At 61.5% G+C, this 23,557-nt stretch carries 23 protein-coding genes and 3 tRNA genes; 7 read left to right on the top strand and 19 right to left on the bottom strand.

Translation table 11 applies throughout. The features are described 5' to 3' along the window. The 3 genes from M2A_RS12405 to M2A_RS12415 form a co-directional block, all read right to left on the bottom strand. Positions 1–198, bottom strand: a 198-nt coding sequence (locus M2A_RS12405; RefSeq protein WP_045448054.1) for a GTP-binding protein, incomplete at its 3' end; no start/stop codon positions are given. A 132-nt stretch (positions 199–330) separates the two neighbouring features. Beyond that, positions 331–404: transfer RNA gene (locus M2A_RS12410), tRNA-Gly, on the bottom strand. A gap of 46 nt (positions 405–450) precedes the next feature. After that, positions 451–535, bottom strand: a tRNA-Tyr gene (locus tag M2A_RS12415). Between the two features lie 219 nt (positions 536–754). Between M2A_RS12415 and rlmB the strand changes: the two genes are divergently transcribed. Further along, the gene (rlmB, locus tag M2A_RS12420; RefSeq protein ID WP_052379456.1) at positions 755–1,561 is read left to right on the top strand and encodes a 23S rRNA (guanosine(2251)-2'-O)-methyltransferase RlmB; all 807 of its coding nucleotides are present in this window, start codon (positions 755–757) and stop codon (positions 1,559–1,561) included. A gap of 12 nt (positions 1,562–1,573) precedes the next feature. On the opposite strand, the gene M2A_RS12425 is transcribed toward rlmB, so the two are convergent. Next, positions 1,574–2,338: a TSUP family transporter gene (locus M2A_RS12425; RefSeq protein ID WP_156101754.1), complete on the bottom strand. Its 765-nt coding sequence runs from the start codon at positions 2,336–2,338 to the stop codon at positions 1,574–1,576. A 153-nt stretch (positions 2,339–2,491) separates the two neighbouring features. Between M2A_RS12425 and M2A_RS12430 the strand changes: the two genes are divergently transcribed. Next, a tRNA-Thr gene (locus M2A_RS12430) sits at positions 2,492–2,567 on the top strand. Positions 2,568–2,611: 44 nt separating this feature from the next. Here M2A_RS12430 and M2A_RS12435 read toward each other — a convergent pair. From M2A_RS12435 to M2A_RS12445, 3 genes are all read right to left on the bottom strand, one after another. Then, complete coding sequence (locus M2A_RS12435; RefSeq protein ID WP_045448056.1) at positions 2,612–3,202, bottom strand: hypothetical protein; 591 nt, start codon at positions 3,200–3,202, stop codon at positions 2,612–2,614. Between the two features lie 39 nt (positions 3,203–3,241). Beyond that, positions 3,242–3,889: a glutathione S-transferase family protein gene (locus tag M2A_RS12440; RefSeq protein WP_045448059.1), complete on the bottom strand. Its 648-nt coding sequence runs from the start codon at positions 3,887–3,889 to the stop codon at positions 3,242–3,244. A gap of 96 nt (positions 3,890–3,985) precedes the next feature. Further along, positions 3,986–4,891, bottom strand: coding sequence for a LysR family transcriptional regulator (locus M2A_RS12445; RefSeq protein ID WP_045448062.1), 906 nt, complete (start codon positions 4,889–4,891; stop codon positions 3,986–3,988). 110 nt (positions 4,892–5,001) lie between these two features. On the opposite strand from M2A_RS12445, the gene M2A_RS12450 reads away from it, so the two are divergent. Continuing rightward, positions 5,002–5,337, top strand: coding sequence for a darcynin family protein (locus tag M2A_RS12450; protein WP_045448065.1), 336 nt, complete (start codon positions 5,002–5,004; stop codon positions 5,335–5,337). 77 nt (positions 5,338–5,414) lie between these two features. After that, complete coding sequence (locus M2A_RS12455) at positions 5,415–6,380, top strand: zinc transporter ZntB (RefSeq protein WP_045448068.1); 966 nt, start codon at positions 5,415–5,417, stop codon at positions 6,378–6,380. A 3-nt stretch (positions 6,381–6,383) separates the two neighbouring features. Here M2A_RS12455 and M2A_RS12460 read toward each other — a convergent pair whose 3' ends face one another. The 9 genes from M2A_RS12460 to glpK form a co-directional block, all read right to left on the bottom strand. Beyond that, complete coding sequence (locus M2A_RS12460; protein ID WP_156101755.1) at positions 6,384–6,923, bottom strand: hypothetical protein; 540 nt, start codon at positions 6,921–6,923, stop codon at positions 6,384–6,386. A gap of 239 nt (positions 6,924–7,162) precedes the next feature. Then, positions 7,163–8,380 (bottom strand): LLM class flavin-dependent oxidoreductase, encoded by a 1,218-nt coding sequence (locus M2A_RS12465; protein WP_045448074.1) that lies wholly within the window; start codon positions 8,378–8,380, stop codon positions 7,163–7,165. Positions 8,381–8,415: 35 nt separating this feature from the next. Next, positions 8,416–9,450, bottom strand: a complete 1,035-nt coding sequence (locus M2A_RS12470; protein ID WP_045448077.1) for a hypothetical protein — start codon at positions 9,448–9,450, stop codon at positions 8,416–8,418. Between the two features lie 36 nt (positions 9,451–9,486). After that, positions 9,487–10,152 carry a TetR/AcrR family transcriptional regulator gene (locus M2A_RS12475; protein WP_045448080.1) on the bottom strand — a complete coding sequence of 222 codons (666 nt, stop codon included), beginning with the start codon at positions 10,150–10,152 and terminating at the stop codon, positions 9,487–9,489. 135 nt (positions 10,153–10,287) lie between these two features. After that, positions 10,288–11,073 carry a peroxide stress protein YaaA gene (gene yaaA, locus M2A_RS12480; protein ID WP_197052927.1) on the bottom strand — a complete coding sequence of 262 codons (786 nt, stop codon included), beginning with the start codon at positions 11,071–11,073 and terminating at the stop codon, positions 10,288–10,290. Then, entirely contained in the window at positions 11,070–13,412 is a 2,343-nt protein-coding gene (locus M2A_RS12485) for a xanthine dehydrogenase family protein molybdopterin-binding subunit (protein WP_045448084.1), read from the bottom strand. The genes yaaA and M2A_RS12485 overlap by 4 nt, the downstream gene beginning before the upstream one ends. Before the next feature lie 90 nt (positions 13,413–13,502). Continuing rightward, entirely contained in the window at positions 13,503–14,279 is a 777-nt protein-coding gene (locus M2A_RS12490; RefSeq protein ID WP_045448087.1) for a class II aldolase/adducin family protein, read from the bottom strand. A gap of 319 nt (positions 14,280–14,598) precedes the next feature. Then, complete coding sequence (locus M2A_RS12495) at positions 14,599–15,993, bottom strand: FAD-binding oxidoreductase (RefSeq protein ID WP_045448090.1); 1,395 nt, start codon at positions 15,991–15,993, stop codon at positions 14,599–14,601. 190 nt (positions 15,994–16,183) lie between these two features. Beyond that, a complete protein-coding gene (gene glpK / locus M2A_RS12500; protein ID WP_045448314.1) occupies positions 16,184–17,680 on the bottom strand; it encodes a glycerol kinase GlpK in 1,497 nt (498 codons plus the stop codon). A 194-nt stretch (positions 17,681–17,874) separates the two neighbouring features. On the opposite strand from glpK, the gene moaA reads away from it, so the two are divergent. Beyond that, positions 17,875–18,912: a GTP 3',8-cyclase MoaA gene (gene moaA / locus M2A_RS12505; RefSeq protein ID WP_045448093.1), complete on the top strand. Its 1,038-nt coding sequence runs from the start codon at positions 17,875–17,877 to the stop codon at positions 18,910–18,912. Here the strand turns inward: moaA and cutA are convergent. Further along, the gene (cutA, locus tag M2A_RS12510) at positions 18,909–19,244 is read right to left on the bottom strand and encodes a divalent-cation tolerance protein CutA (RefSeq protein WP_045448096.1); all 336 of its coding nucleotides are present in this window, start codon (positions 19,242–19,244) and stop codon (positions 18,909–18,911) included. The genes moaA and cutA overlap by 4 nt on opposite strands. Positions 19,245–19,345: 101 nt before the next feature. Between cutA and M2A_RS12515 the strand changes: the two genes are divergently transcribed. Next, positions 19,346–20,113: an NAD kinase gene (locus tag M2A_RS12515; RefSeq protein WP_045448099.1), complete on the top strand. Its 768-nt coding sequence runs from the start codon at positions 19,346–19,348 to the stop codon at positions 20,111–20,113. A gap of 5 nt (positions 20,114–20,118) precedes the next feature. Here the strand turns inward: M2A_RS12515 and M2A_RS12520 are convergent, their stop codons facing one another. Further along, a complete protein-coding gene (locus M2A_RS12520) occupies positions 20,119–20,916 on the bottom strand; it encodes an NUDIX hydrolase (RefSeq protein ID WP_045448102.1) in 798 nt (265 codons plus the stop codon). Between the two features lie 225 nt (positions 20,917–21,141). Here M2A_RS12520 and M2A_RS12525 point away from each other — a divergent pair, with 225 nt between their 5' ends. Then, positions 21,142–22,287, top strand: coding sequence for an EAL domain-containing protein (locus tag M2A_RS12525; protein WP_045448105.1), 1,146 nt, complete (start codon positions 21,142–21,144; stop codon positions 22,285–22,287). A gap of 17 nt (positions 22,288–22,304) precedes the next feature. Here the strand turns inward: M2A_RS12525 and pcaF are convergent, their stop codons facing one another. Next, the gene (pcaF, locus tag M2A_RS12530) at positions 22,305–23,519 is read right to left on the bottom strand and encodes a 3-oxoadipyl-CoA thiolase (RefSeq protein ID WP_045448108.1); all 1,215 of its coding nucleotides are present in this window, start codon (positions 23,517–23,519) and stop codon (positions 22,305–22,307) included. Positions 23,520–23,557 lie beyond the last annotated feature (38 nt).

Consider the following 23,557-nt stretch of genomic DNA (forward strand, 5'->3'; position numbering starts at 1 on the left):
TGCCGTCGAGATCGTGATACCGCGCGCGCGCTCTTCGGGCGCCTTGTCGATCTGATCATACGCCGAAAACGTCGCGCCGCCCGTCTCTGCCAATACTTTCGTAATAGCCGCCGTCAGCGTCGTCTTGCCATGGTCAACGTGACCAATCGTCCCGATGTTGCAATGCGGCTTGTTCCGCGAGAACTTTTCCTTGGCCATTGCCCTATCTTACCTTTTGCCTGACCCTAATCTATGATCGGTCTTGTTAACGCCTGCCGTCCCGCCGTTACCGGCCACAGGATCGGCCCCTTCAAGTGTCTTCGAGCGTGAATGCTCCAGAAGTTCAAGAGATGGAGCGGGTGAAGGGAATCGAACCCTCATCGTCAGCTTGGAAGGCTGCTGCTCTACCATTGAGCTACACCCGCCTTGAGCGATCCTCTTGGATCCGTTCCTTATTCCCGCATTGACCGGTGGTGGAGGGAGTTGGATTTGAACCAACGTAGGCATAGCCAACGGATTTACAGTCCGTCCCCTTTAACCGCTCGGGCATCCCTCCGTGCCAGTCAAAAATCTGTTTAAACCCAGTGAGTTCCGGCAGAAAATCCCTCACTCTCAGTGAGCGGGTTTATGCGGACCTCCCCAAGCTGTGTCAACCGAAAATCCGCTAAAATGCATAAAAGCCCCCGCAGCGCCTCCCTCGTTTTATTCAATCGAGCTCGAAGCACTGTGTTGACTTGCGTTGCGAACGCCGGTGGCCGGGACTATAAGCGGCCTCATGAAAGAGCGCAAGCGCCCGGGCCGCCGGGAAATCGGGAAAAAAGAAGCAGTTCCGGGAAAACTGGGATCCCGGCGCGGCGCCCGTCCATCCGGCGGGCAAACGCCCTATATATATGGGCTTCATGCGGTTGAGGCGGCGCTGCAAAACCCCGCCCGCACTCTTCATAAACTCCTCGCGACCCAGAATGCCTGGAACGAAATCACAGCCCGGTTTGCCGCGCCGCCGCGAATCGCGCCCGATATTACCTCCGCCGAGGAGATCTCCCGCCTTCTGCCCCCCGGCGCGGTCCATCAGGGCATCGCGCTCCATGTGGCCCCCCTGCCGGAGCTTGATCTGGAAGAGGCGTGCCTGGAGGCAAACCGCATCGTCGTGCTCGATCAGGTGACGGACCCGCACAACGTCGGGGCGATTCTGCGCTCCGCCGCCGTTTTCGGCGCCTCGGCCCTTGTCATGACGGATCGCAACAGCCCGCCGCTTACCGGCGTGCTTGCCAAAGCAGCGTCCGGCGCCGTAGAGCACGTAAAAATTGCAAAAATCGGAAATCTCTCCCGGGCGCTGCAATCCCTCAAGAATATGGGCTTTCTCACGGTCGGCCTCGACGGAGATGCCGAGACGCCCCTTTCCGAGGTCGACACGGCCCGGCCCATCGCCCTTGTGATGGGGGCGGAAGGCGCGGGCCTGCGCCGCCTGACGCGGGAAACCTGCGATCTTTTGGCAAAATTGCCCGCTTCCGGGCCGATGCGCAGCCTCAATGTCTCCAACGCCGCCGCCGTCGCCCTTTATGAGATCGCCAGGCGCCGTTAACCCGCCAGTTTTCTAAGTCATCAGGCCGCGCATGAGGCCCACAAGCGCCAAAAGGCAAAGCCCGATCAGCGCCACTTTGCGCACCAGCGCCTTGTCCACCCGCGTGAAAACATGCGCCCCGGCAAAGGCCGCGGCCACCATCACCGGGGCAAGAAAAGCAAAGCGCCAGGCTTCAAGGCTCCCGTAAAGCCCGTTCCAGGCGGCAAAACCCGCGGCCACGAGGTCCGTGCCCAGAAAAAAGCCGATCAGCGAGGCACGCGCCATTTCCTCCCGCCCCGGCACCGAGAAGAAGAAAAGCACCGCCGGCGGCCCGCCGATCGCCGCCGCCCCGTTGAGCCCGCCCACCGCAAGCCCCGTCGCCGCCGACGCCGCCTTGCCGGGCGCATGTTTTGGGCCGATCCCGGCAAGAAGCGCCAGCGCCGCGCAGGCCACCCCCGCCTGAATGACAAGCGCCATGGCGGCGGCCGGCAGCGCCATGAGAAGCGCGAGGCCTAGGGGCGTCGCCACCACCATGCCCGCGAACATCCAGAACAGGGCGCGCCAGTTTACATGCGCAAAGGCGCCGGGCAGCAGCACCGCGCTTGCCAGCACTTCCAGAAGAAAAATCACCGGCACCACCTCCACCGGTGGCCAGATGAGGCTGAGCGCGGAAACGGAAAGCAGCGAGGCCCCGAAACCTGCAAAGCCGCGCAGGAAAAAGGCAAGCGCCACCGCAAAGGCGGCAAACCAGAGCGCCGCCGGGCCCGCCTCCCCGGCCATGAACGTCACAATCTCCACGTCCCCTCCCCGCGCACCGCCTCCATGCTGCGCCAGCTTACCCTTTCCAGCGCACCCGGGGAAAAGATGCCGCGAACGCCGCAAATGCGCGCCTCAAATCCCGCAAAAAGCCTGTTGTGAGATCAGACGGCGGCCAGTATGTTCGCGCCCGAAGCCCTTGTAGCTCAGTTGGTAGAGCACCTGATTTGTAATCAGGGGGTCGGGAGTTCGAGTCTCTCCGGGGGCACCATTTTCCGCGCATAATTTCGCCTGGGCATTTATCCCCGCATTCGTCTAGATGGAAGGCGCACCGGCAAGGCGCCGCCGGTAGGCCAGCATCGCAATAAAGATCACGCAGACCCCGCCCACCGCCGCCGGAAAGAGCATGGTGGTGAGGGTGTAATTCTCAAGCGCCCCCAAGACGATAAAATTGCGCAGCGCGGCGAGCGCGAAGAAGCCCGCCTGTTCTTCGAACGGAAAATGATAGGCCTTGCGGAAGGTGGGCCCGAAGCCGAGAAGATCAACACTTGTCAGTACCACCACCGCCCATAGGGGATCTTGCGTCAGATACCAAAGCGGCAGCGAGCTCAGCGCGAGCGTCAGGAATATCCAATCGAGCCGCGTGATCGCCGTGTCGCCCCGGCGCCGATAGGCGAGGAACGCCACATAGAAGGTGATGAGCCCCGAAAGCGCGATGGGCCAGGCGCCGACGCCCGCCCCATCCGCAAGCTGGGCGAGCGCGACGATGAATGTCACCGCGCCCCAGATCACCCAGGAAAAAACATGCGGCCGCGTCGCCCCCTTATGGATGGAGCGGATATAAGGCCAGAAGGCAAGAAAGGTGAGCGCCACCGCAATGGCGCTGAGCAATTCCTTGTAAAGCACATCTCTCCCCAGCTTGACCGTCCACGGCTTCCATCTTTTCTATATTTCCGGCACAGGCAAGCGGTTGGCGGCAAGATAATCGGCCACCTCTTTGACGATGGGCGCCACGGCAGGGCGTGCCGCGATACGTTTGCGCCAGGCCGCAAGATGGGAAAGCGCCGGGTCCGGCGCGCCGCCCAGGAAGGATGCGAAATAGCTTGCCGTGAAAAAAGCGATATCGGCGTAGGAATATCGCTCGGCAATAAATTCTTGGCCCGCAAGGCGCGCATCCATATCGCGGTAATAGGCCGCCATCTTTTTCAGCGCTTCTTTGCATTCGGGGCGGGAGACATCCGCTGCCGCGTTAATCAGCACAATGACATTCGGGAAATAAATTTCGTCGGCCTTCAGTTCCATCAGCCGCGCCATGGCGCGCGCCTCGATGCTGCGCGGCCAAAGTGGAGGTTCCGGGAACTTGTCCTCTAGATATTCGAATATCTGCGTGGAATCGAAAATTTCCACCTGCCCGTCGAGCAGCACCGGCACCTGCCCTTTCGGGTTGAGCCGCGCCACATCCGGATGCAGCGGGTGATAGCGGGTCTTCAAGGAAAACGGCACATACTCGATCTTGCATGGCGCATTCTTCTCGGCGACGGCAATGCGCGCCTTCGTGCCGAACATGCTGAGCGGTCCTGTCAGTAGCTTCATCTTCTCGCCCTCTCTTTGTCAGAGAGTGAAGATGTGCATGGCGCTGATTTTTACACGGACCAATTTCAAACCCGCCCGCAATCCTCTTACCCGGGTTCAAGCAGGTACAGGTTCTTCATCGCGCAAGAGCGAGGCGACAAGCGCCTCCCCCGCTTTGCCGGGCGGGTGACGCGTCGTCCAGACCGCCGCGAACCGGCGCAGCGAAGGCTGCGCGATGCCGTCGCAATTCAAATGCACGAGCCGTCCGGCTTCGATGGCCGGACGCGCCGTTTCTTCCGGCATGAAGCCCCAGCCGAGCCCTTCTTCGATCATCATTCGCAGCGCGCTTTGCGTATCGACGCCCCAGACATCCGTGCGGTGCACGCGGTAATCGAAAGCGCGGATATCGAAGGCGCCGCTATGCAGATGGATCTGGCGGTGATTTTCCAATTCGGCAAGCGGAAAAGCGCCCTCGATCTGCGCCAGCGGATGGTCTGGCGCGGCCACAAGCGCAATCTTGTCGGCCGCCACCTGCCGCCCGTCGATCCCGTCCCATTGGCGGCCATGATCGAGCAGCATGATGCCGAGCGGAAACTCTTCCTCGCGCACCGCCCGCACCACTTCCTCGCTTTCCGCCCGGCGCACGGTGATTGTGACGAGCGGATATTGCGCTTCGAATTTCTTCAGCGCGTCCACGAGAAAGCCTTCCGGGTAAGAAGGATCGGCGATGAGGGGGAGCACCGCCTCCACTTTCTCGCGCAAGGAGCGCGCCCGCGCTTCCCAGCGCTCGGCCCGGCGCAGAAGAATTTCCGCATCATTGAGGAGCGCCTGGCCTTCCGGCGTCAGCGAAACGCGGTAGGTGGACCGGTCGAAGACCTGAAAGGCGAGCTGCTCTTCAAGCGCATTGATCGCGTAGCTGATGGCCGAGACCGCGCGGCCAAGCGCGCGCGCGGCAGCGGCGAAACTGCCGCCTTCCACCACCGCCTGAAAAACCCGGAGCTGATCGAGAAGATTGGGGTGCATATGAACAATCGAATTATTTGAACGAGAAAGACAACATTATTCTGTTTTTCCCGTCATGCAATCGCCCTAGCGTCAGCCGGCCATTTCAACATGCTGAAAGGAGCCGGCCCATGACCGCCACACCCACCTTCACGATTTTCATTCTGCTGCGCGCCGCCGCCCCTTGGCTGCGCCTCACCCATGAAGAACGCCGCAAGGCGGCAAGCGCCGCCTTCGCTCCCTGGATGGAGAACCATCCAGACGCAAAGATCCGCTATTTCGATGCCGAGGCGTTTTCGGGCCGCTGCTCGGACATTCTGCAGATCGAGACAAATAACCTCGCTGCCCATTGCGGGCTGATGGACCGCCTGCGCGACTCCGACCTCTTCACCGTGCCCTATTACGAGCTTATCGACATCATCCCAAGCGTCGAAGACACGTTCCGCGCCGGCAATCTGGCAGCTTGAAGACACTTCCGGCGGTTCCCGCCCTGCCGCTTGAGCGGTAAGATAAGAGCGACACGGCCAACGCCAAAGGAGAGCCGATGACCGCCGCCGCTCTTGTCTGCGCCTTCGACATTTCCGAAACGCCCTCCGGCATCAGCTGGGACGCATTGAAATCTCCGCCCCCCGCCGAAGGCTGGCGCTGGATCCATCTCAACCGGACCGAGCCTTCCGCGGTGAAATGGGTGCGCAAGGAGAGCCGGTTGCCGAAACATGTGGCCGAAGCGCTGCTTGCCGAGGAAACCCGTCCGCGCTGCGCGATTTCACCGGAAGGCACGCTGCTCATCCTGCGCGGGGTCAATCTCTTCCCCGAAGCCGACCCCGACGCGCTCGTCTCCATCCGCCTTTGGATCGAGCCGGGCCGCGTCGTCAGCCTGCGCAAGGTCAAGCTGCTTGCCATCGACGACATCCGCCGGGCTTATGAAGCGGGCGCGGGGCCTGCCAGCATCGGTGACTTCATCGTCGACCTTGCCCGGGGGCTGACCGAGCGTATGGGCGCCGCCATTCGCGATATCGAAGAAGAGATCGACGATCTGGAAGAAACCGGCATCGACCTGCCGAGCCAGGACATCCGCAAAAGACTGATCGACATCCGGCGCAAGACCATTCCGCTGCGCCGCTACCTTTCCCCGCAGCGCGATGCGCTTGGCCAGCTCATTGCGGCAAAGCCGGACTGGCTGGACAATTGGCAGCAAAGCCGCTTGCGCGAAGTGGCGGACCAGGTGATCCGCTATGTGGAAGATCTTGATGCCTTGCGCGAGCGGGCCGGCATTTTGCACGAGGAATTGTCGAACCGGCTCTCCGAAGCGCTGAACCGGAACATGTATATTCTCTCACTCGTCGCCGCCGTCTTTTTGCCGCTCAGCTTTGCCACCGGCCTTCTCGGCATCAATGTGGGCGGCATACCGGGCGCGGAAGATGCGGCGGCCTTTTACATCGTCTGTGCCATCCTGCTCGCCATTGGGATAGCGGAGATCGCGCTTTTCCGCTGGCTGAAGTGGATATGAAGATCAGTTGACCTTACAGGAGACCTCGCAAATCTCCTTACCGTCCACCACTTCGCAAATGCCCGTGTCGAGCACGATGGAAGCCGTCTTGGCGCCCGGTGCGGGCAGGCCCGGCAATTCCTCGAATTGCGGTTTGACGGGGCTGCCAGGCATGGCCGGCAGCGGCGTGTCGATGCCGGGCCGGTAATTCGTGCCCCTGAAGGCCCGCGTCAGATCGATGGCGCATTCGCCTTTCAGTTCCGTCTTAAGCTGCGCGTCCTCTTCCACAGGGCATTGGCCGGCAACCTTTACGATCGCCCATTCAGGCCGCACCCCTTCGCGCAGACCGTAACGTTTCGTCTCGCCCGCCGGGATGGTCAGCGCACAGCCGCCGAAACCGAAACAGGCGTCGTTCCCCGTCGCCTTCAGCGTCAGCTCGCCGCACGTGCGGTTCTTGAAGGAAATGACATTGGCCCCGCCTTCGGCCGCATAAGCATGGGTGCGGGCGGAAGCGAGCACCGCCGCCACCGTCAGAACAAAAGCAATGAGTAAACGCCAAATCATGCCGTCCTCCATTCTTGACCACTTGCACCATTCTGGCGGATACGCCATCGCGCCGCCTTGATCCAGCACAAGCCCTGCCCTCGACCATGGCCCTTGGCGGGCAAAAAGAAAAGGCCGGTTCCAGGAACCGGCCTCAGCGGCGTTCGACGCCTCCCTGGTTGATCCAGGGTTGTTACGGCTGCGGCCTCTTGTTCTTCTTGCGGAACGCTCTGGCCGGCGCCGTTTAACTCGAAATTTGTCTAGCCAGTCTTCTTGCCTTCTTCCGCAATCTGACGGCCCAGCGCGACGATGGTCGGAATTTCATCGTCGGCCAGTTCTTTCATCCGCTCCTTGCGGGCCATGGCTTTTTCGACATAAGGCGCAAGCTCTTCATCCTTGCGCTTTTGCCGCTCGGCTTCCTTTTCCTTGAACTCGGGCATGACGTCGCTGGCGAAAAGCTCCAGCGCCTCGCAAATATGCTCATGCCGGTTGCGCCCGCCCTGCTGAATGAAAGTCACCTGATCGACGCCCGCTTCCTGGAAACCGCGCAGATGATCGCGCATCTGATCGGGCGTGCCGATGCCCCGGTTGCCGCCCTCTTCGGGCATCGTGTCCCGGGCCGCTTCGAAGGCCTCCCAGATATTCGTGCGGCCCGGCTTGTGCTCGCCGAAGATATAATGATGGCCGAGCCCGTAGCCGAAGAAGCGGAAGCCGTCCATGCCGCGGCGTTTGGCTTCTTCTGCGTCCTGATGCACGGAAAAGCCCGTCACCATGGCGATGTTCGGATTGACCGCATGGCCGATCGGCACGCACTCCTCTTTGAAGATGCGGTAATAATCATCCACCCATTGCTTGGCCTCGGACGCGTCCACAAAAGCGAAGGTCAGCGCGCCGATGCCGAGCCGGGCAGCAAGCTTGATTGTCTCGCGGTTCGAGCAGGCAACCCAAAGCGGGGGATGCGGGCGCTGCACGGGCTTGGGCACCACATTGCGGCAGGGCATGGAGAAATACTTGCCCTCGAAACCGGGGTAAGGGTCCATGGCCATCATATTGGCGCATTGCTCCACCGCCTCGCGCCACATGGGCCGCTTGTCGGCGACGGGAATGTTGAAGCCGCCAAGCTCGGCCAGCGCCGAGGATTCGCCCGTCCCCCATTCGACCCGCCCGTTCGAGACGAGATCGAGCGTCGCAATACGCTCGGCCACGCGCGCCGGATGATTATAGGGCGGCGGCATGAGATTGATGCCATGGCCGAGACGGATGTTCTTCGTGCGCTGCGAACAAGCGGCCAGAAAAACTTCCGGCGCGGAGGAATGGGAATATTCTTCAAGGAAGTGATGCTCGACTTCCCAGGCGTGGTCGATGCCGAGCTTGTCCGCCAGTTCCACCTGATCGAGCGCATCCTGGAAAAGTTTCAGCTCGTCGCCCTCTTTCCAGGGGCGCGGCAATTGGTGCTCGTAAAAAATACCGAACTTCATGAGACTGCCTCCCTTGGCCTTCCGCTCTTTTTAATTCAAGCGGCTTTGGCCCGCGCACCCAGTGCATTGAACTGATCGAGCAGTTTCGCGCCGTCCGGCATCGCCTCGAAATGCTCTTGCACACGTGCATAGGACAGCTCGCGCGCTTTTTCATGCTGGGTTTCGGCATGCCAGTGGATCATGCCCTGCCAGATGGGATCGATCAGGTCCTTGCCCGCAATCGTGCCGCCATCCACGGTTTTGAAGGTGAAGCTGCGCATCTCGGAAACGACGGTTTGCAGATAGCCCACATGAATGGCCTCGTCCGTGCGGATGCGTTCGACCATGGTTGCCGCCCGCTCCGCCGCCTCGCGCCGGTCCTGGAAGACGTCCGGGTCGCGCATGACTTTCTGGCAGAAACTGAAAAAGGCTTCGGCGCGCACTTCGATCATCAGCACATTCATCAAAAGCAGGATGATCTGCTCATAGACCTCCGGCAATTGCGGCATCAGGCGGCCCTGATCCGGGCGGCTGATATTGTCGGGCTCGATATCGGCGGGATAGGCATTCGCGCCGAACAGAAGATCGCGCGCGGCAAACCACATCGCATCATGCGCGCCATATTGCGGCTGCTCGGGATCGCCGCCTTCATCGGCGCCATGGGCATAAAGAAGCCCCTTGCCGAGATGGCCCGTCGCCGTTTCGGAAATGTCATCGACAATGATGTCCTGAAAATCCGGCGCAGTGAATTCGCACAGCGCCCGCCCGCGCGCCTCGACGATGCCTGTTACCGTCAGCGAATTCCAGAGCGACTGGCTGTAGCCGTTTTTAAGGAGAAATTTCTGCTGCTCGACATTCGGAAAATTGCCGTGCTTCAAAAGCTCGACCGAGGCATCGATCAGCGGTACGCCTTTTTCCTTCAGCGCGCCCTGCCAGGCTTTGACAGCCGGCCAGCGGTGAAGCGTGCGCGGGGAGATGTAGGTGCCTTCTTCATCGAAGCCGCCATGCATCAAATATCCCGCATCCTCCTGCCGCTTGGCATAAGGATGATCCGCCATCAACTCTTCCTGGCTGTAAACGAGCTTTGCCATTGCCTTTCCTCCTCCCAAAGGTCCGGTCTGCCGGTTCTATTGCCGCGTCAGTGCCCCGAACAGAGCCTGCGCGATATCGTTGATCAATTTGTCCCGGTCGACCTGATAGAGATAGCCATAGGCCATGCCCTGGCTGATGGCGCCGACGATCAGGTGGCCGGAGAGCAGCGGGTCGACATCCGATGTAATGTCCTTTTCCGCGCGCCATTGCAGCACCATCTCGGTCCATTGCCCGGCCCAGCGTTCCATCGGCGAGCGCCGCTTCGTCTCTTCCACCGAGAGCATCGCCGTGTTCGTCATGGCCGCGGCCAGCACGCCGGGATTGGCGTCCGAATATTCGTAAATCGCATAGAGCGTTTCTTTCACGCTCTCTTCCACATTGCGCGCGCGGCCCAAATGGTCCTGCAGCACGACTTCCAGCTCGTCGCACACTTCATCGGCGAAGGTGAGAAAGCAATCGAGCTTGTCCGTGAAATGAAGATAGAAAGTGCCATGGCCGACACCGGCCAATTTGGAAATGTCCTGCGGGCGCGTTGCGTGGTAGCCGCGCTCGACAAAGAGCTGGCGGGCGGCGGCAATCAGCTTGCGCCGGCTTTCCAGCCGCCGGCGCGAGAGGCCGTTCGCCGCATCGCCGCTCCCCGCCTTTGCTGCGGGCGCGCGATCCGCGTCCTTCACGGCTTCCTTGGTTGTCGTGTCACTCATATGTAAAGTCTCCCCCTTCACCTGACAAATTGTCAATACGCATTATGACAATTCGTCAAAAAAGAATGCGCCCGATTCCCCATCAGGCGCAAGCCAGCTCCTCAAAACACCTTGTGAAACGCGCAGCCCGCTGCGTCACTCTTCATCCTGCAAGCGGGTAAAGACCGGATTATGCGCATCCGACAGCGGCGCGCGGAACCTGTAACCGGCCATATCGAAGGCTTTCAGCCCGTCCGCATCGCGCACATCATTCTCGACGATGAAACGCGCCATCATGCCCCGCGCGCGCTTTGCATAGAAACTGACGACGCGCGCCGCCCCCGCCCGCTCTTCCTTGAAGACCGGCGTTATGACGGGCACGGAAAGTTTTTTCGTATCGACGGCTTTGAAATATTCGACCGAGGCGCAATTGACGAGCGCGGTTGCGCCCGCGTCCTCGATATCCGCGTTCAAAAGCGCCGTCACCTCTTCCTTCCAGAAGGCATAAAGGTCGCGCCCCTTCGGATTGGGCAGCCGCGTGCCCATTTCCAGCCGGTAGGCCTGAATAAGATCGAGCGGTTTCAAGACCCCGTAAAGGCCGGAGAGAATACGCAGCCTTTTCTGCGCTTCCTCCACCGCCGGGCGTTTCAGCGTTGCAACATCGAAGCCGCGATAAGTATCGCCGTTAAAAGCATAGATGGCAGGCTTGGAACTGCGCTCAGGATGTTCCGGATCGAAGGCCTGAAACCGCTCATAGGTCAGATCGGCAAGATCTTCGGAAAGGTCCATGAGCGATTTGAAGTCGGAGCGGCTGCATTGGCGGGCCACTTTGCCAAGCGCGCCCGCCTCGTCCAAAAGGCGGGGCATCGTGGGAGAGGCATCAAGGGCGAGCGGCCCGAAATCGAGCGCCTTGGCAGGCGACACAACACACAACAAACTCACGCAGCTTTCTCCTCCGCCCCGTGCAGCGCCTTCCACAAGCTATAAGGCGTCACGGGCATGTCGATATTCTCCACCCCGGCCAAGCGCAGCGCATCGAGAACGGCATTGATGAAAGCGGACGGCGCACCGACCGTGCCGGCTTCCCCTGCCCCTTTGACGCCGAGCTGATTGCTCTTGGACGGGATCTCGTTATAGCTCGTGTCGAAGAACGGCAGATCATCGGCGCGCGGCATCCAGTAATCCTGGAAGGAACCGGTCAATAGCTGGCCCGATTCCTCGTCATAGACCGTCCGCTCGCCCATCGCCTGGCCGAGCCCCTGCACGATCCCGCCATGCACCTGCCCCGCAACGATCATGGGGTTGATGACATGGCCGAAATCGTCGACAGCAATATAGCGCGTAATCTCGAAATCGCCCGTGTCCCGGTCGATCTCGACTTCACAAATATGTGCGCCGTTCGGATAGGAGTTTCCGGCTTCCTTATATTCGCCCGCCGCTTCGAGCGCAGCGCTGTCCGTCTGGCCTTCGGCTTTGCGCGCCACCTCGAAAAGATCGATACGCTTGTCCGTGCCGACGACGGCAAAAACCGCCTCGCCATCCGCGCCCCGGTATTCGATATCGGCGACGGCTGCTTCCAGCTCGTTGGCGGCGATCTGCTTGCCCTTTTCGATCAGCGTGTCGGAGGCAACGCCCAGCGCGCCCGTCGACATGTAAACGGCTTTCGAGCCGCCGGTGCCCGCGCCGCCCGGCAGCACGTCGCTGTCGCCGGAATGCACGACGATCTGATCGGCATCGAGCCCGAGGCGGCTGGAGATAAACTGCGTCCAGACCGTTTCATGCCCCTGCCCGTTCGTCTGCGAGCCGGTATAGACATGCACGACATTGGCCTCCGCATCCACGGCAAGCTGCGCGAATTCGGACATGCCTGCCGCCGTGCGCTCCACGTAATAACAAAGGCCGAGGCCGAGAAGTTTGCCTTCCTTCGCCTTTTCCGCCCGGCGCTTTTCAAAGGCTTCGTAATCGGCCTTGGCCAGCGCATCGTTGAGGTTGCGGTTGAAGTCGCCGGAATCGAACGGCAGAGAAGGCTTTTGGTTATAGGGCATTTCCTCGGCGGGAATGAAATTGCGCCGGCGGATTTCGATGGGCCCGAGCCCCGTCTCATAACCCGCCTTATCCATCAGCCGTTCGATGAGATAAGAAGCTTCCGGCCGCCCCGCACCGCGATAGGCATCGACGGGCACGGTATTCGTCAGCACCGCGCGCACATGGTTATAGATCGCCGGCACTTTATAAACGCCCGCCTGCATGTCGCGCGGGGCGAGCGTCGGGATGAACGCGCCGAACTGGCTCTGATAGGCGCCGAGATTGGCGATCGTGTCGATATAGATGCCGAGAATATGCCCCTCCGCATCGAGCGCTAATTGCGCTTCGGTCACGTGGTCGCGCCCTTGCGTGTCGCTCAGGAAGGATTCGGCGCGGTCCGCCGTCCATTTTACCGGACGGCCGAGCTTCTTGGCCGCGTAAAGCACCAGCGGGTATTCGGGATAAGCAAAGGTCTTCATGCCGAAACCGCCGCCCACATCTTCGGTAATGACGCGCAGTTTTTCCGGCGCAATTTTCAGCGTGTCATTCGCAATGCGGTCACGCAGCCCGTGCACGCCCTGGCTCGGCACATGCAGCGTATAGCGGTCCTGCTCTTTATCGTACATACCGAGCGCGGCGCGCGGCTCCATCGCATTCACGACGATGCGGTTGTTGATGAGTTTGAGCTTGGTGACGTGATGGGCATTTGCAATCGCTGCGCGCGCTGCTTCCTCATCGCCCTTGCCCCAGTCATAGGCAAGGTTGGAGCCTGCTTCTTCCCAGATCGCGGGGCTTGAGGGGTCGGCGGCTTTTTCGGTATCGACGACAACGGGCAATTCCTCGAAATCGATCATCACAAGCTCGGCGGCATCGCGCGCCTCAGCTTCGCTTTCGGCAATCACCGCGGCAATGGCATCACCGGCATGGCGCACCCGGTCCACCGCCAGCACATGGCGCGTCGTCTTGAAGGCGGGGCTGCCGTCGCGCTGCTTGATCAGCGCCACTGCCGCGTTCGACACTTCGCCGAGCCCTGCCTCCTGCAATTCCTGGCCGGTTAGCACGTCGACCACACCCGGCGCTGCACGCGCGCTTTCGGTATCGATGGAAAGAATTTTCGCATGGGCATAAGGCGAGCGCACGACCACCATATAGGCTTGCCCGGGCGCGCGGAAATCATCCGCATATCTGCCGCCGCCCGTGATCAGCCGGTCGTCTTCCACACGCCGCACAGATTGACCGACACCGAATTTGACCATGGAAAGTCCCCGCTCAGTTCTTATGAGAATTCAAGCTGAAAAAGCCGATGCCTTTATCTAGGCACCGGCCTTATCGAAAACAAGTTTACCTTAATCCCGGTAAGACGCGTCCTGCCGGTCGAGCGTGCGCAAAAGCGCGGGCCAGGCCAAATCGCCAATACCATTCGCCGTGCCGAATTTCGCCTGACCGGCGGTTTTCTCCGGCACGCCCTGATCCGGCATGGTCAGCTCGCGTCCGCCCGACAGCGCGCGCACCTGCATGGTGCAGGCCCGCTCCAGGAAGAAGAGCCGCAGGAAGGCATCCGCGCAGGTCGCCCCCGTTGTGAGCAGCCCGTGATTGCGCAGGATCATGGAATGTTTCTCGCCGAGATCGGCAATCAGCCGCTCGCGCTCATCGAGATCGAGCGCAATGCCTTCATAATCGTGATAGGCCAGATCACCGAGCACAATCATTGCCGTCTGGCTGAGCGGCAGAAGCCCGTCGGCCTGTGCGGAGACCGCCACACCGTCATTCGAATGCGTATGGATGACGCAGTGCGCATCCTTGCCTGTCGAATGCACGGCGCTGTGGATCGTGAAACCGGCCGGGTTCACCTTGAAGGGCGTGTCCATCACGATCTCGCCATCGAGGTCGATCTTCACCAGGCTCGAGGCGGTGATTTCATCGAAGGTCAGGCCATACGGGTTGATGAGGAAATGATTGTCCTCCCCCGGCACCCGCGCCGAAATATGCGTGTAAATAAGATCGTCCCAGCCGTAATGGGCAACGAGACGGTATGTGGCGGCCAGATTGACGCGCTGCTCCCATTCGGCAGCGCTCACCTGTTCACGGACCGCAGGAAAGCTAAGATCTTCCGCGACGGACATGGCGTCCTCCCTAATTGCTGAATTACCTCAAGATTGGCCCGCTGAGCGGCAACTGTCAAACCGCCCGGTTAAAAATGCGGGGCAGCAGGCATTGACATTTGGGTGACGAAATTGCCGGTTCCGCTTTCTTCCCCGGCTCGTCACCCTCGGGCTTGCCCCGAGGGTCCATTGGGCTTTTCGGCTTACCGCCAGTTCCCGTGGGCCCCGGGACAAGCCCGGGGCGACACGTTGAGTCTAGTGCAATGCGGTGCCTTTTACCGAAGCTGTCACCCCGGCCCCCGAGCCGGGGTCCATGAAGCGCCCGCGACAGGCGAAACCTTTATTCCGCCGCGGCCTTGATTTCCGGTTCCAGCACCTTGCCCGGATTGAGAATGTTCTTCGGATCGAGCGTACGCTTCAGTGTGGCCATGAGCGCGATTTCCGCCGGGCTGCGGGACCAGCCGAGATAGGGGCGTTTTTCAAGCCCGATTCCGTGTTCGGCGGAAACGGACCCGCCGATATCGCGCAAGGGGTCATAGACGATCCCTTCCACAAGGCGCCGCGTCTCCGGCGTGCCGTCATGGCTGCCGACAATCACATGCAGATTGCCGTCGCCCAGATGCCCGAACACGATCAGCGAATGGCCGGGCACTTTCGCACTAAGGTCCGCTTTCACTTTCTCAATATAGGTTTCCATATCCGCGATGCGCAGGCTCACATCGTAAGTGAAAATCGGGAAGAGATTGATCACCTGTGCCACATCGTCCCGCAGCGCCCACATGGCATCGCGCTCCGCCTGGCTTTTGGCGATGACGGCATCGCTTGCAAGCCCCGCTTCAAGCGCGCCCATCAACGCGTTTTCAAAACGCGGCGTGTCTTCGTCCTGGTTGCCGCCGAGCCCTTCCACCAGCACATAGTAAGGCGAGCCATGGGGCAGGATCGGTCTGCCTTGCGCAGGTTCGGTGGAAACAAGCTTATAGAAATCCTCCCACATCACCTCGAAGGCCGAGAGCGTGCCGCCCAGCGCCGCTTCCATATGGCGAAGGAGTTTCGGCAATTTGGCGAACTCATCCACCGCCACGAAGCCCGTATCCTGGCTCTTGGGCGCGGCGCGCAGGCGCAAGACGGCGCGCGTGACGATGCCGAGCGTGCCTTCCGAGCCGATGAAAAGCTGTTTCAAATCGTAGCCCGCATTGTTCTTGAGCATCTGGTTCATGGCGGAGATAACGGTGCCATCGGCCAGCACCGCTTCCACACCCAGCACCAGCTCGCGCATCATGCCGTAACGCAGCACGCGGTTGCCGCCCGCATTCGTCGCGATATTGCCGCCGATCGTTGCCGAGCCGCGCGCGCCGAGATCGAGCGGAAAGAAGAAGCCTTTTTCTTCCGCCGCATCGCAAGCTGCCTGCAGCGGCACCCCGGCGCCTGCCGTCATCGTGCCGCTCACGGGATCGATCGCCTCGATCTTGTTCATGCGTTCGAGCGAGAGCGCGATCAACCCTTCCGCATTACCGCCTTCCACAAGGCCGGTCTTGCCGCCCCAGGCGACAACACCCTGCCCCGCCGCGTGGCAGGTTTTCAGCACGAAGGACACTTCTTCGGTCGTCGCGGGCCGGATCACGGCTTTCGGCGTGCCAAGATGGCTCCAGCCGCCTTGCGCTTTTTCCGCTGCCGCCTCGCCTTCCAGAACCCCGCTCTCCCCGAGCTTGGCTTTCAGATCTTCGAGCACGCCCATGACGTTCCTCCGCTGTCTGTTTCTTGCGCCGACTATAGCAGAAGAGGCCGGGACACGCATTTGCTCTTCACCTCTCAACTGTCATGGCCCGGTTTATCCGGGCCATCCACAGCAACCAGCCGAAACGCTTGAGAAAGCCGCTCGTGGATGCCCCGCATAAAGCGGGGCATGACATCTGAAGGAAAACATCCTATCTCGACAAAATACGCCCGACCGCCTCTTTCCAGCGCCCGTAACGCCGGTCCGCATCCGCGCCCGCCAATGCCGGATCGAAATGCCGGTCGCAGCGCCATTTGGCGGAAATGTCGGCGGGGCTTTGAAAGAGCCCGGCTTCGAGCCCGGCAAGATAGGCCGCCCCCAGCGCCGTCGTCTCGATCACTTCGGGCCGTTCCACCGGGCAGCCGATCATGTCGGTGAGGTTCTGCAGGAACCAGTTATTGGCCGCCATGCCGCCATCGACGCGCAGCGCGTTCGGGCGCGAGAGGCCCGCCCCCTTCATATCCGCGCCCATCGCCTCCATGAGATCGCGGGTCTGGAAGGAGACGGACTCCACCCCCGCCCGCACAATGTCGGCGGCATGGGTGTCCCGCGTCATGCCGAGAATGGCGCCCCGCGCATGGGGGTCCCAATAAGGCGCGCCCAGGCCGGTAAAGGCCGGCACGAGAATGACATGGCCGTCCGGATCTGCCTCTGCCGCCAGCTTTTCCGAGTCCGCCGCGCTCTTAATGAGTTTCATTTCATCGCGCAGCCACTGAATCGTCGCCCCGGCCATGAAGATCGAGCCTTCCAGCGCATAATGCGTTTCCCCGCCGAGCCGGTAGCCCACCGTCGTCAAAAGCCGGTTTTGCGAGGCGACGAATTCCGTGCCCGTATTCACAAGCGCAAAACAGCCCGTGCCATAGGTGGATTTCATCATCCCCGGTTCGAAACAGGCCTGGCCGATGAAAGCTGCCTGCTGATCGCCCGCGACACCGAGAATGGGCACTTCCGCCCCCAGCACCTCTTTGCCCGCAACGCCGAAGCGCGCGCAGCAATCCTTCACCTCCGGCAGGAGCGCGCGGGGAATATCGAACCAGCCCAGAATCTCATCGTCCCAGTCCTGGGTGCGGATATTGAAGAGCAAGGTGCGCGAGGCATTGGTGGCATCGGTCACATGCGCTTTGCCGCCCGTCAGGTTCCAGATCAGCCAACTGTCGATCGTGCCTGCGGCCAGCTCACCCTTGGCCGCCCGCTCGCGCGCGCCTTCCACATTGTCGAGCAGCCAGGCGAGCTTCGTGCCGGAAAAATAAGGATCGAGCAGCAGGCCGGTCTTCTCCTGCACCACGGCCTCTTTGCCCTCGGCGCGCAGCGTCTCGCAAAGGCCCGCCGTGCGCCGGTCCTGCCAGACGATGGCATGATGCAAAGGCTTACCGCTTGCCCGCTCCCACAGCACGATCGTCTCGCGCTGATTGGTAATGCCGATCCCGGCAATGGAGGGGGAGCCCGCTTTCTTCAGCGCCTCGCGGCAGACCTCCACCGTATCGCGCCAGATTTCGGCGGCATCATGCTCGACCCAGCCATCTTCAGGGTAAATCTGCCGGAACTCGCGCTGCGCGACGGCAAGCTGCTCCCCCGTCTTGCCGAAAACCAGCGCCCGCGAGCTGGTGGTGCCCTGGTCGATACTCAAAATCACGTGATCCGCCGCCACACTTTCCCCCTTCACATACCGCTTTTATTCCGCGCTAGGCTACCCTTCCGGCCGGATGGCGCAAGCCGGAAGGCGGCCCCACACCGCCTTTGCCGCCTTTAGCGCTTCTCTCCGGCCAAAGAACGCTTATATGCGCAAGAAACCATTCAGAAACGGGGGACGAAAATCCCCCGCAACCATGTTAAACAGTGCTTATGGATCAACACCAGCCCATCGAGACGAAACGCGCGCCCGCCGGGCAGATGATCGACCCCTTTGGGCGGGCCGTGACCTATCTGCGCGTCTCCGTGACGGACCGCTGCGACTTCCGCTGTGTCTATTGCATGGCCGAGCACATGACCTTCCTGCCGAAGAAGGAAATTCTGACGCTGGAAGAGCTCGACCGCGTCTGCAAAGCCTTCATGCGCAAAGGCGTGCGCAAGATCCGCCTGACGGGCGGCGAGCCGTTGGTGCGCCGGAATATCATGACGCTGATCCGCTCGCTGGGCGATGAGGTGAAAGCGGGCAATCTGGACGAGCTGACGCTGACGACGAATGGCAGCCAGCTCGCCCGTTTCGCCGACGAGCTTTATGAGGCGGGCGTGCGCCGCATCAATGTCTCACTCGACACGCGCGATGAAGAAAAATTCGCCGAGATCACCCGCTGGGGCCGTTTGAATCAGGTCATGGAAGGCCTGGCAGCCGCAAAACGCGCCGGGCTGCAGGTGAAGATCAACACCGTCGCGCTGAAAGGCACGAACGAGAGCGAAATTCCCGCGCTCATCGACTGGGCGCATGGCGAGGGATATGACATCACGTTGATCGAAACCATGCCGCTCGGCGATATCGACGGCGACAGGACCGATCAATATCTGCCGCTCTCCAAAGTGCGCGCCGAACTCGAAGAGCGCTGGACGCTCTCCGACATTCCCTACAAGACTGGCGGGCCCGCCCGCTATGTGGAGGTGAAGGAAACCGGCGGCCGGCTCGGCTTCATCACGCCGCTCACCCATAATTTCTGCGAAAGCTGCAACCGCGTGCGCCTCACCTGCACCGGCCAGCTCTTCATGTGCCTCGGCCAGGATGACGACAAAGACCTGCGCGCCAAGGTGCGGGCGAGCGAAGGCGACGAGCTTCTGGAAGCGGCCATCGATGAGGCGATTTCGCGCAAGCCCAAGGGCCATAATTTCGTCATCGACCGCGCGCACAAAGCGCCCGCCGTCAAACGCCACATGTCCCTCACCGGCGGCTAATATCTCTGCTCCCTAGTTTGCTCTTTGGCCCAGGCCAGGTAATCGCCGTCCACCCGGCCGAGCGGAATTTCCAGGAGCGCGGGGACGTCATAAGGATGGAGGCGGCGCACCTCCTCCATTGCGCGCGCCGATAACGCGGCAGGCACCTTGATAAAGAGGCTCACCTCCTCGTCGATCTCCACCTTGCCCTGCCAGCGGTAAACCGAGCGCATACCCGGATAGATATTGACGCAGGCGGCAAGCCCCGGCTCCACCAGCGCGGTTGCAATTCTCTCTGCGGCGTCCATATCGCCTACGGTGGTGTAAATGAATAAAAGCGCGTCTTCGCTCATGGGTCCTCCTTGCGATTCCCCCGCCCCCGCCGAACATGTATAGTGCCCGCCACCGGCCAAAGAGCCAATGCGCTAGCCCGCGCCCAATAACGAGACGGCCAATGACGTTTGAAAAAATCGCCTTTGTCGCCACGGACGTGTCCGAAGCGCAAGATGCCCTGGAACAGCTTTCCAAGCGCTACGGCAATTGCCCGCCCGAAGAGGCCGACGTCATCGTCGCGCTGGGCGGCGACGGGCTGATGCTGCAAACGCTCCACCGCTATATGGAAAAGCGCATCCCCATTTATGGCATGAACCGGGGTTCGGTCGGTTTCCTGATGAACGAATACCGGGACAACGACCTGAAAGAACGGCTGAACGCGGCGGAGACCACGACCCTCCACCCGCTGAAGATGGAAGCGGTGAGCGTCGATGGAAAAGAAACCTCGGCGCTTGCCATCAACGAAGTCTCGCTGCTGCGCGAAACCTTCCAGGCCGCGAAAATCCGCATCGCCATCGACGGGCGCGTGCGGATGGAAGAAATGATCTGCGACGGCGTGCTTGTCTCAACGCCCGCCGGCAGCACGGCTTATAATTTTTCCGCGCAAGGGCCGATCATTCCCATCAATGCCGAGCTTCTGGCGCTGACGCCGATCAGCGCCTTCCGCCCCCGGCGCTGGCGCGGCGCGCTCCTGCCGCACACGGCCTCCGTGACCTTTCAGGTGCTCGAAGCGGCAAAACGGCCCGTCTCCGCCGTCGCCGATCATACCGAAGTGCGCAATGTGGAATGCGTCACCGTTTCGGAAGAAAGCAGCATCGACCTTCTGATGATGTTCGATGAGGGCCACACGCTCGACGAGCGCATCCTCGCCGAGCAGTTCATTCATTAGGCGCTTCAGCCCATGATGTTTTCAAGCGGCTCCTCGGTCACCGCGTAGCCCGCTTCGGCGGGAATGAGGAGCACCGCGCCCTCGCCGCGCTTTTCGACCTTAGGCAGCACGGTAACGATCTTATCCGCCTTCGCCGCCTTGAACGCTGCTTCCATGTTTGCGCTCTTGCCGAGCTTCAAAAGGTTCATCCGCGTCGGGAAGATCACCGTGCGCGTGCCCGCTTCCGCTTCCCGCACCGCCTCGTTGGGATCGATCCAGACGGAATCCACCGATTCCCCGCCATCATGCGCGGCGACATGGTCTTCCGGCGCCACGGCGATATAAAAATGCGTGTCGAAACGCTTCGGCATCATGTCCGGCGTGATCCAGTGCGCGAAGGGCACCAGCATGTCGCAGGCAAGCTCCAGATCGAAATGGGTCAGGAACTCGGCAATGCCCTTCTCGCTGCGATTGAGCGGCTCGCGCCAGCTTTCCATTTCATCGAGGCGGCTGCCGGCAACCAGCTTGCCCGTCTTCCTGTCATAGGCAAGCAGCACCCCCGATTCCTCGAACGCCTCGCGGATGGCGCCGACCCGCAGCGCCAGCAGCGTATCGTCGAGCCCGTCCGCCCCGCGGCAGAGCCCGCGCACTTCCGGCGCGCTGTCATGCTTGTCGATTTTCCCGCCCGGAAAGACGAGCGCGCCCGAGGCAAAGTCGATCTGGTGATGGCGCACCACCATGAAAACTTCGAGCCCCTTATCCCCGTCCCGCAGCAACATAATCGTCGCCGCCGGAATCAGGGCGCCGGATTTCTTCTCGCTCATATATGTCCTCCCAAGAGACACGGGCGTTTTCCGCCGTTTTTGGTTATGAGGCTTTCCCGCCCCTTCTTCCTTGCTAGCAGAGAGAGCGGGAATGGGAAAGAAAAGCGCAAAACCAAAGGAAATCCGCGCTTTGAAAAGGACAAAAGGGACAATTTTAGATTTCCGCTTCACCGCCTTCTAACGCCCGCTTGCTAGAAACGGGAAGGCACAAAAGACGGCGGACCCATGCTCCAGCAATTGGAAGATTTGAACGATGCAAGAGCGGCCATCGCCCTCGATCAGGGCGAGTTTCACCTGCTCTTCCAGCCGAAGATCGAGCTTGCCAGCGCCAAGATGACGGGCGCCGAGGCCTATGTGCGCTGGGCGCATCCCGAGCTCGGCCGGCTTTTGCCTGCAAGTTTTCTCTCCGCCCTCGAGCGCCAGGAGCGGCTGGCCGATCTCACCAATATGGTTTTGCGCGAAAGCGCCCAGGCCGCCCGGCGCTGGTACAATCAGGGCCGCAGCTGGCATGTAACGGTCAACCTTTCCCCGGCCGAACTCATCGACCCGGAGCTCGGCGACCGGCTGACCGCCCTTGTCGATGAATGCGAACTGCCTTACGGACTTTTCGTTTTCGACATTCCGGAATCGGCTTTTCTGGTGCGCGATGAAAATCTGGTCCCGGTGCTGGAAGATATGCGCCGCCGCGGCTTCGCCCTGGCGCTGGAAGGGCGCGGCGCGATGACCGCCTCGGCGGAAGACATTCCCCTTGCCCTTTTCAATGAGATCAAGGTGTCCGGCAGCGCCATCATCAAATTCGCCCTGACGACGAAATCCGCCGGCGGGCTGATCGCAGAGCGCCAGAAAATGGCGGCGGCACATTCCCTGCCGCTAACGGCGGTCGGCGCGGAAGATGCCCGCACGCTCCATGCGCTCAAAGAACTGGGCTTTACCTACGCGCAAGGCGCTTTCATCAGCCGCCCGGCAGAAGCGCGGGTTCTGGATACTTGGACGGTGCCTGGCGCCGTCAAGGCCGCGCTGACGGAGCCTGCCCCCCGCCCCCGCCGGGCCGCTGCCACGCCGCGCACGGAGAAAAAACCGGCGCCCAAAACAGCGCCGCTCAAACAGAGCCTGCAGGACACGGATTTCGGGCCAGAGATGGTGACGCTCGATTTCGAGGCGATCGGCGATTTCGACCTCGCCTTGCCGGGGCCGGGTAATTTCAACCCGCTCTGCCTCATCATGGCCGAACGTATGCGCCTCATCCGCCATGCGCCGCAGCTTCATGGCCGGCGCGTGCCCGGTATCGGCAAGCGCATCGTCATGAAGGTACAAGAACCGCCCATGAAAAAACCGAGGCGGCCAAGTATGCTGGCCCGCCTCGGCTTTTAAGCTCTCACTCAGATCGATCAGACGCGTTCGATAATCGTCGCAATGCCCTGGCCGACACCGATGCACATGGTGCACAGCGCATAGCGGCCCTTGCGCCGCTCCAGCTCATAGGCCGCCGTGGTCAAAAGCCGCGCCCCGCTCATGCCGAGCGGATGGCCAAGCGCGATCGCCCCGCCATTCGGGTTCACATGCTCTGCATCTTCCGGAATACCGAGATCGCGCAGCACGGCGATGCCCTGCGAGGCGAAAGCCTCATTCAGCTCGATTACATCCAGATCGTCGATGGTCAGCCCCGTCTTCTCCAGCACCTTGCGCGTGGCAGGCGCAGGCCCCATGCCCATGATGCGCGGCGGCACGCCTGCGGTCGCCATGGCCACGATGCGCGCGCGGGGCTTGAGGTCATGGGCGGCAATCGCCTCTTCCGAGGCGACGATCATCGCGCAGGCCCCGTCATTGACGCCCGAGGCATTGCCCGCCGTCACCGTCCCGCCTTTGCGGAAAGGCGTCGGCAATTTTGCCAGATCCTCCAGCGTCGTTTGCGGGCGCGGATGCTCGTCCTTGTCCACCACCGTCTCGCCCTTGCGGGTGGAAATGGTGACGGGCACGATTTCTTCCGCCAGCCGCCCGGCTTCCATGGCAGCGCCCGCCTTCTTCTGGCTGCGGTAGGCGAAAGCATCCTGGTCTTCGCGGCTGATCTGGAATTCCTCGGCCACGTTCTCGCCCGTTTCCGGCATGGAGTCGGTGCCGTATTGGCTCTGCATCAGCGGATTGACGAAGCGCCAGCCGATCGTCGTGTCATACATCTGCACATCGCGCGCAAAAGCCGTGCCGCCCTTGGCGACCACGAAAGGCGCCCGCGACATGCTTTCCACACCGCCGGCCAGAATGAGATCGGCTTCACCGGATTTGATGGCCCGCGCAGCCGTGCCCACCGCATCCATGCCCGAACCGCAAAGCCGGTTCAGCGTCGTGCCGGAAACGCCGACGGGCAGGCCCGCGAGCAGCGTGGACATGCGCGCGACGTTGCGGTTGTCTTCGCCAGCCTGGTTGGCGCAGCCGAAGATCACATCATCGACCCGCTCCCAATCGACGCCGCTCTGGCGCTCCATCAGTGCCATAAGCGGCACCGCGCCCAGATCGTCCGCCCGCACGCTCGACAAGGAGCCCGCATAGCGGCCGATGGGCGTGCGCACGGCATCGCAGATAAATGCTTCTTGGGAAGAACGGATCATTGTCGGCCTCATCCAGTGTGAATCAGGATGGGGACCCT

Source organism: Tepidicaulis marinus, from assembly GCF_000739695.1.
Classification (GTDB): Bacteria; Pseudomonadota; Alphaproteobacteria; order Parvibaculales; family Parvibaculaceae; genus Tepidicaulis; species Tepidicaulis marinus.

What these genes read in the sequence shown, in the direction of transcription:
- rlmB (WP_052379456.1), top strand. Translation starts at nt 755, where the DNA reads ATGAAAGAGCGCAAGCGCCCGGGCCGCCGGGAAATCGGGAAAAAAGAA.
- M2A_RS12440 (WP_045448059.1), bottom strand. Translation starts at nt 3,889, where the DNA reads ATGAAGCTACTGACAGGACCGCTCAGCATGTTCGGCACGAAGGCGCGC.
- M2A_RS12445 (WP_045448062.1), bottom strand. Translation starts at nt 4,891, where the DNA reads ATGCACCCCAATCTTCTCGATCAGCTCCGGGTTTTTCAGGCGGTGGTG.
- M2A_RS12450 (WP_045448065.1), top strand. Translation starts at nt 5,002, where the DNA reads ATGACCGCCACACCCACCTTCACGATTTTCATTCTGCTGCGCGCCGCC.
- M2A_RS12455 (WP_045448068.1), top strand. Translation starts at nt 5,415, where the DNA reads ATGACCGCCGCCGCTCTTGTCTGCGCCTTCGACATTTCCGAAACGCCC.
- M2A_RS12460 (WP_156101755.1), bottom strand. Translation starts at nt 6,923, where the DNA reads ATGATTTGGCGTTTACTCATTGCTTTTGTTCTGACGGTGGCGGCGGTG.
- M2A_RS12465 (WP_045448074.1), bottom strand. Translation starts at nt 8,380, where the DNA reads ATGAAGTTCGGTATTTTTTACGAGCACCAATTGCCGCGCCCCTGGAAA.
- M2A_RS12470 (WP_045448077.1), bottom strand. Translation starts at nt 9,450, where the DNA reads ATGGCAAAGCTCGTTTACAGCCAGGAAGAGTTGATGGCGGATCATCCT.
- M2A_RS12475 (WP_045448080.1), bottom strand. Translation starts at nt 10,152, where the DNA reads ATGAGTGACACGACAACCAAGGAAGCCGTGAAGGACGCGGATCGCGCG.
- M2A_RS12485 (WP_045448084.1), bottom strand. Translation starts at nt 13,412, where the DNA reads ATGGTCAAATTCGGTGTCGGTCAATCTGTGCGGCGTGTGGAAGACGAC.
- M2A_RS12490 (WP_045448087.1), bottom strand. Translation starts at nt 14,279, where the DNA reads ATGTCCGTCGCGGAAGATCTTAGCTTTCCTGCGGTCCGTGAACAGGTG.
- M2A_RS12495 (WP_045448090.1), bottom strand. Translation starts at nt 15,993, where the DNA reads ATGGGCGTGCTCGAAGATCTGAAAGCCAAGCTCGGGGAGAGCGGGGTT.
- moaA (WP_045448093.1), top strand. Translation starts at nt 17,875, where the DNA reads ATGGATCAACACCAGCCCATCGAGACGAAACGCGCGCCCGCCGGGCAG.
- cutA (WP_045448096.1), bottom strand. Translation starts at nt 19,244, where the DNA reads ATGAGCGAAGACGCGCTTTTATTCATTTACACCACCGTAGGCGATATG.
- M2A_RS12515 (WP_045448099.1), top strand. Translation starts at nt 19,346, where the DNA reads ATGACGTTTGAAAAAATCGCCTTTGTCGCCACGGACGTGTCCGAAGCG.
- M2A_RS12520 (WP_045448102.1), bottom strand. Translation starts at nt 20,916, where the DNA reads ATGAGCGAGAAGAAATCCGGCGCCCTGATTCCGGCGGCGACGATTATG.
- M2A_RS12525 (WP_045448105.1), top strand. Translation starts at nt 21,142, where the DNA reads ATGCTCCAGCAATTGGAAGATTTGAACGATGCAAGAGCGGCCATCGCC.
- pcaF (WP_045448108.1), bottom strand. Translation starts at nt 23,519, where the DNA reads ATGATCCGTTCTTCCCAAGAAGCATTTATCTGCGATGCCGTGCGCACG.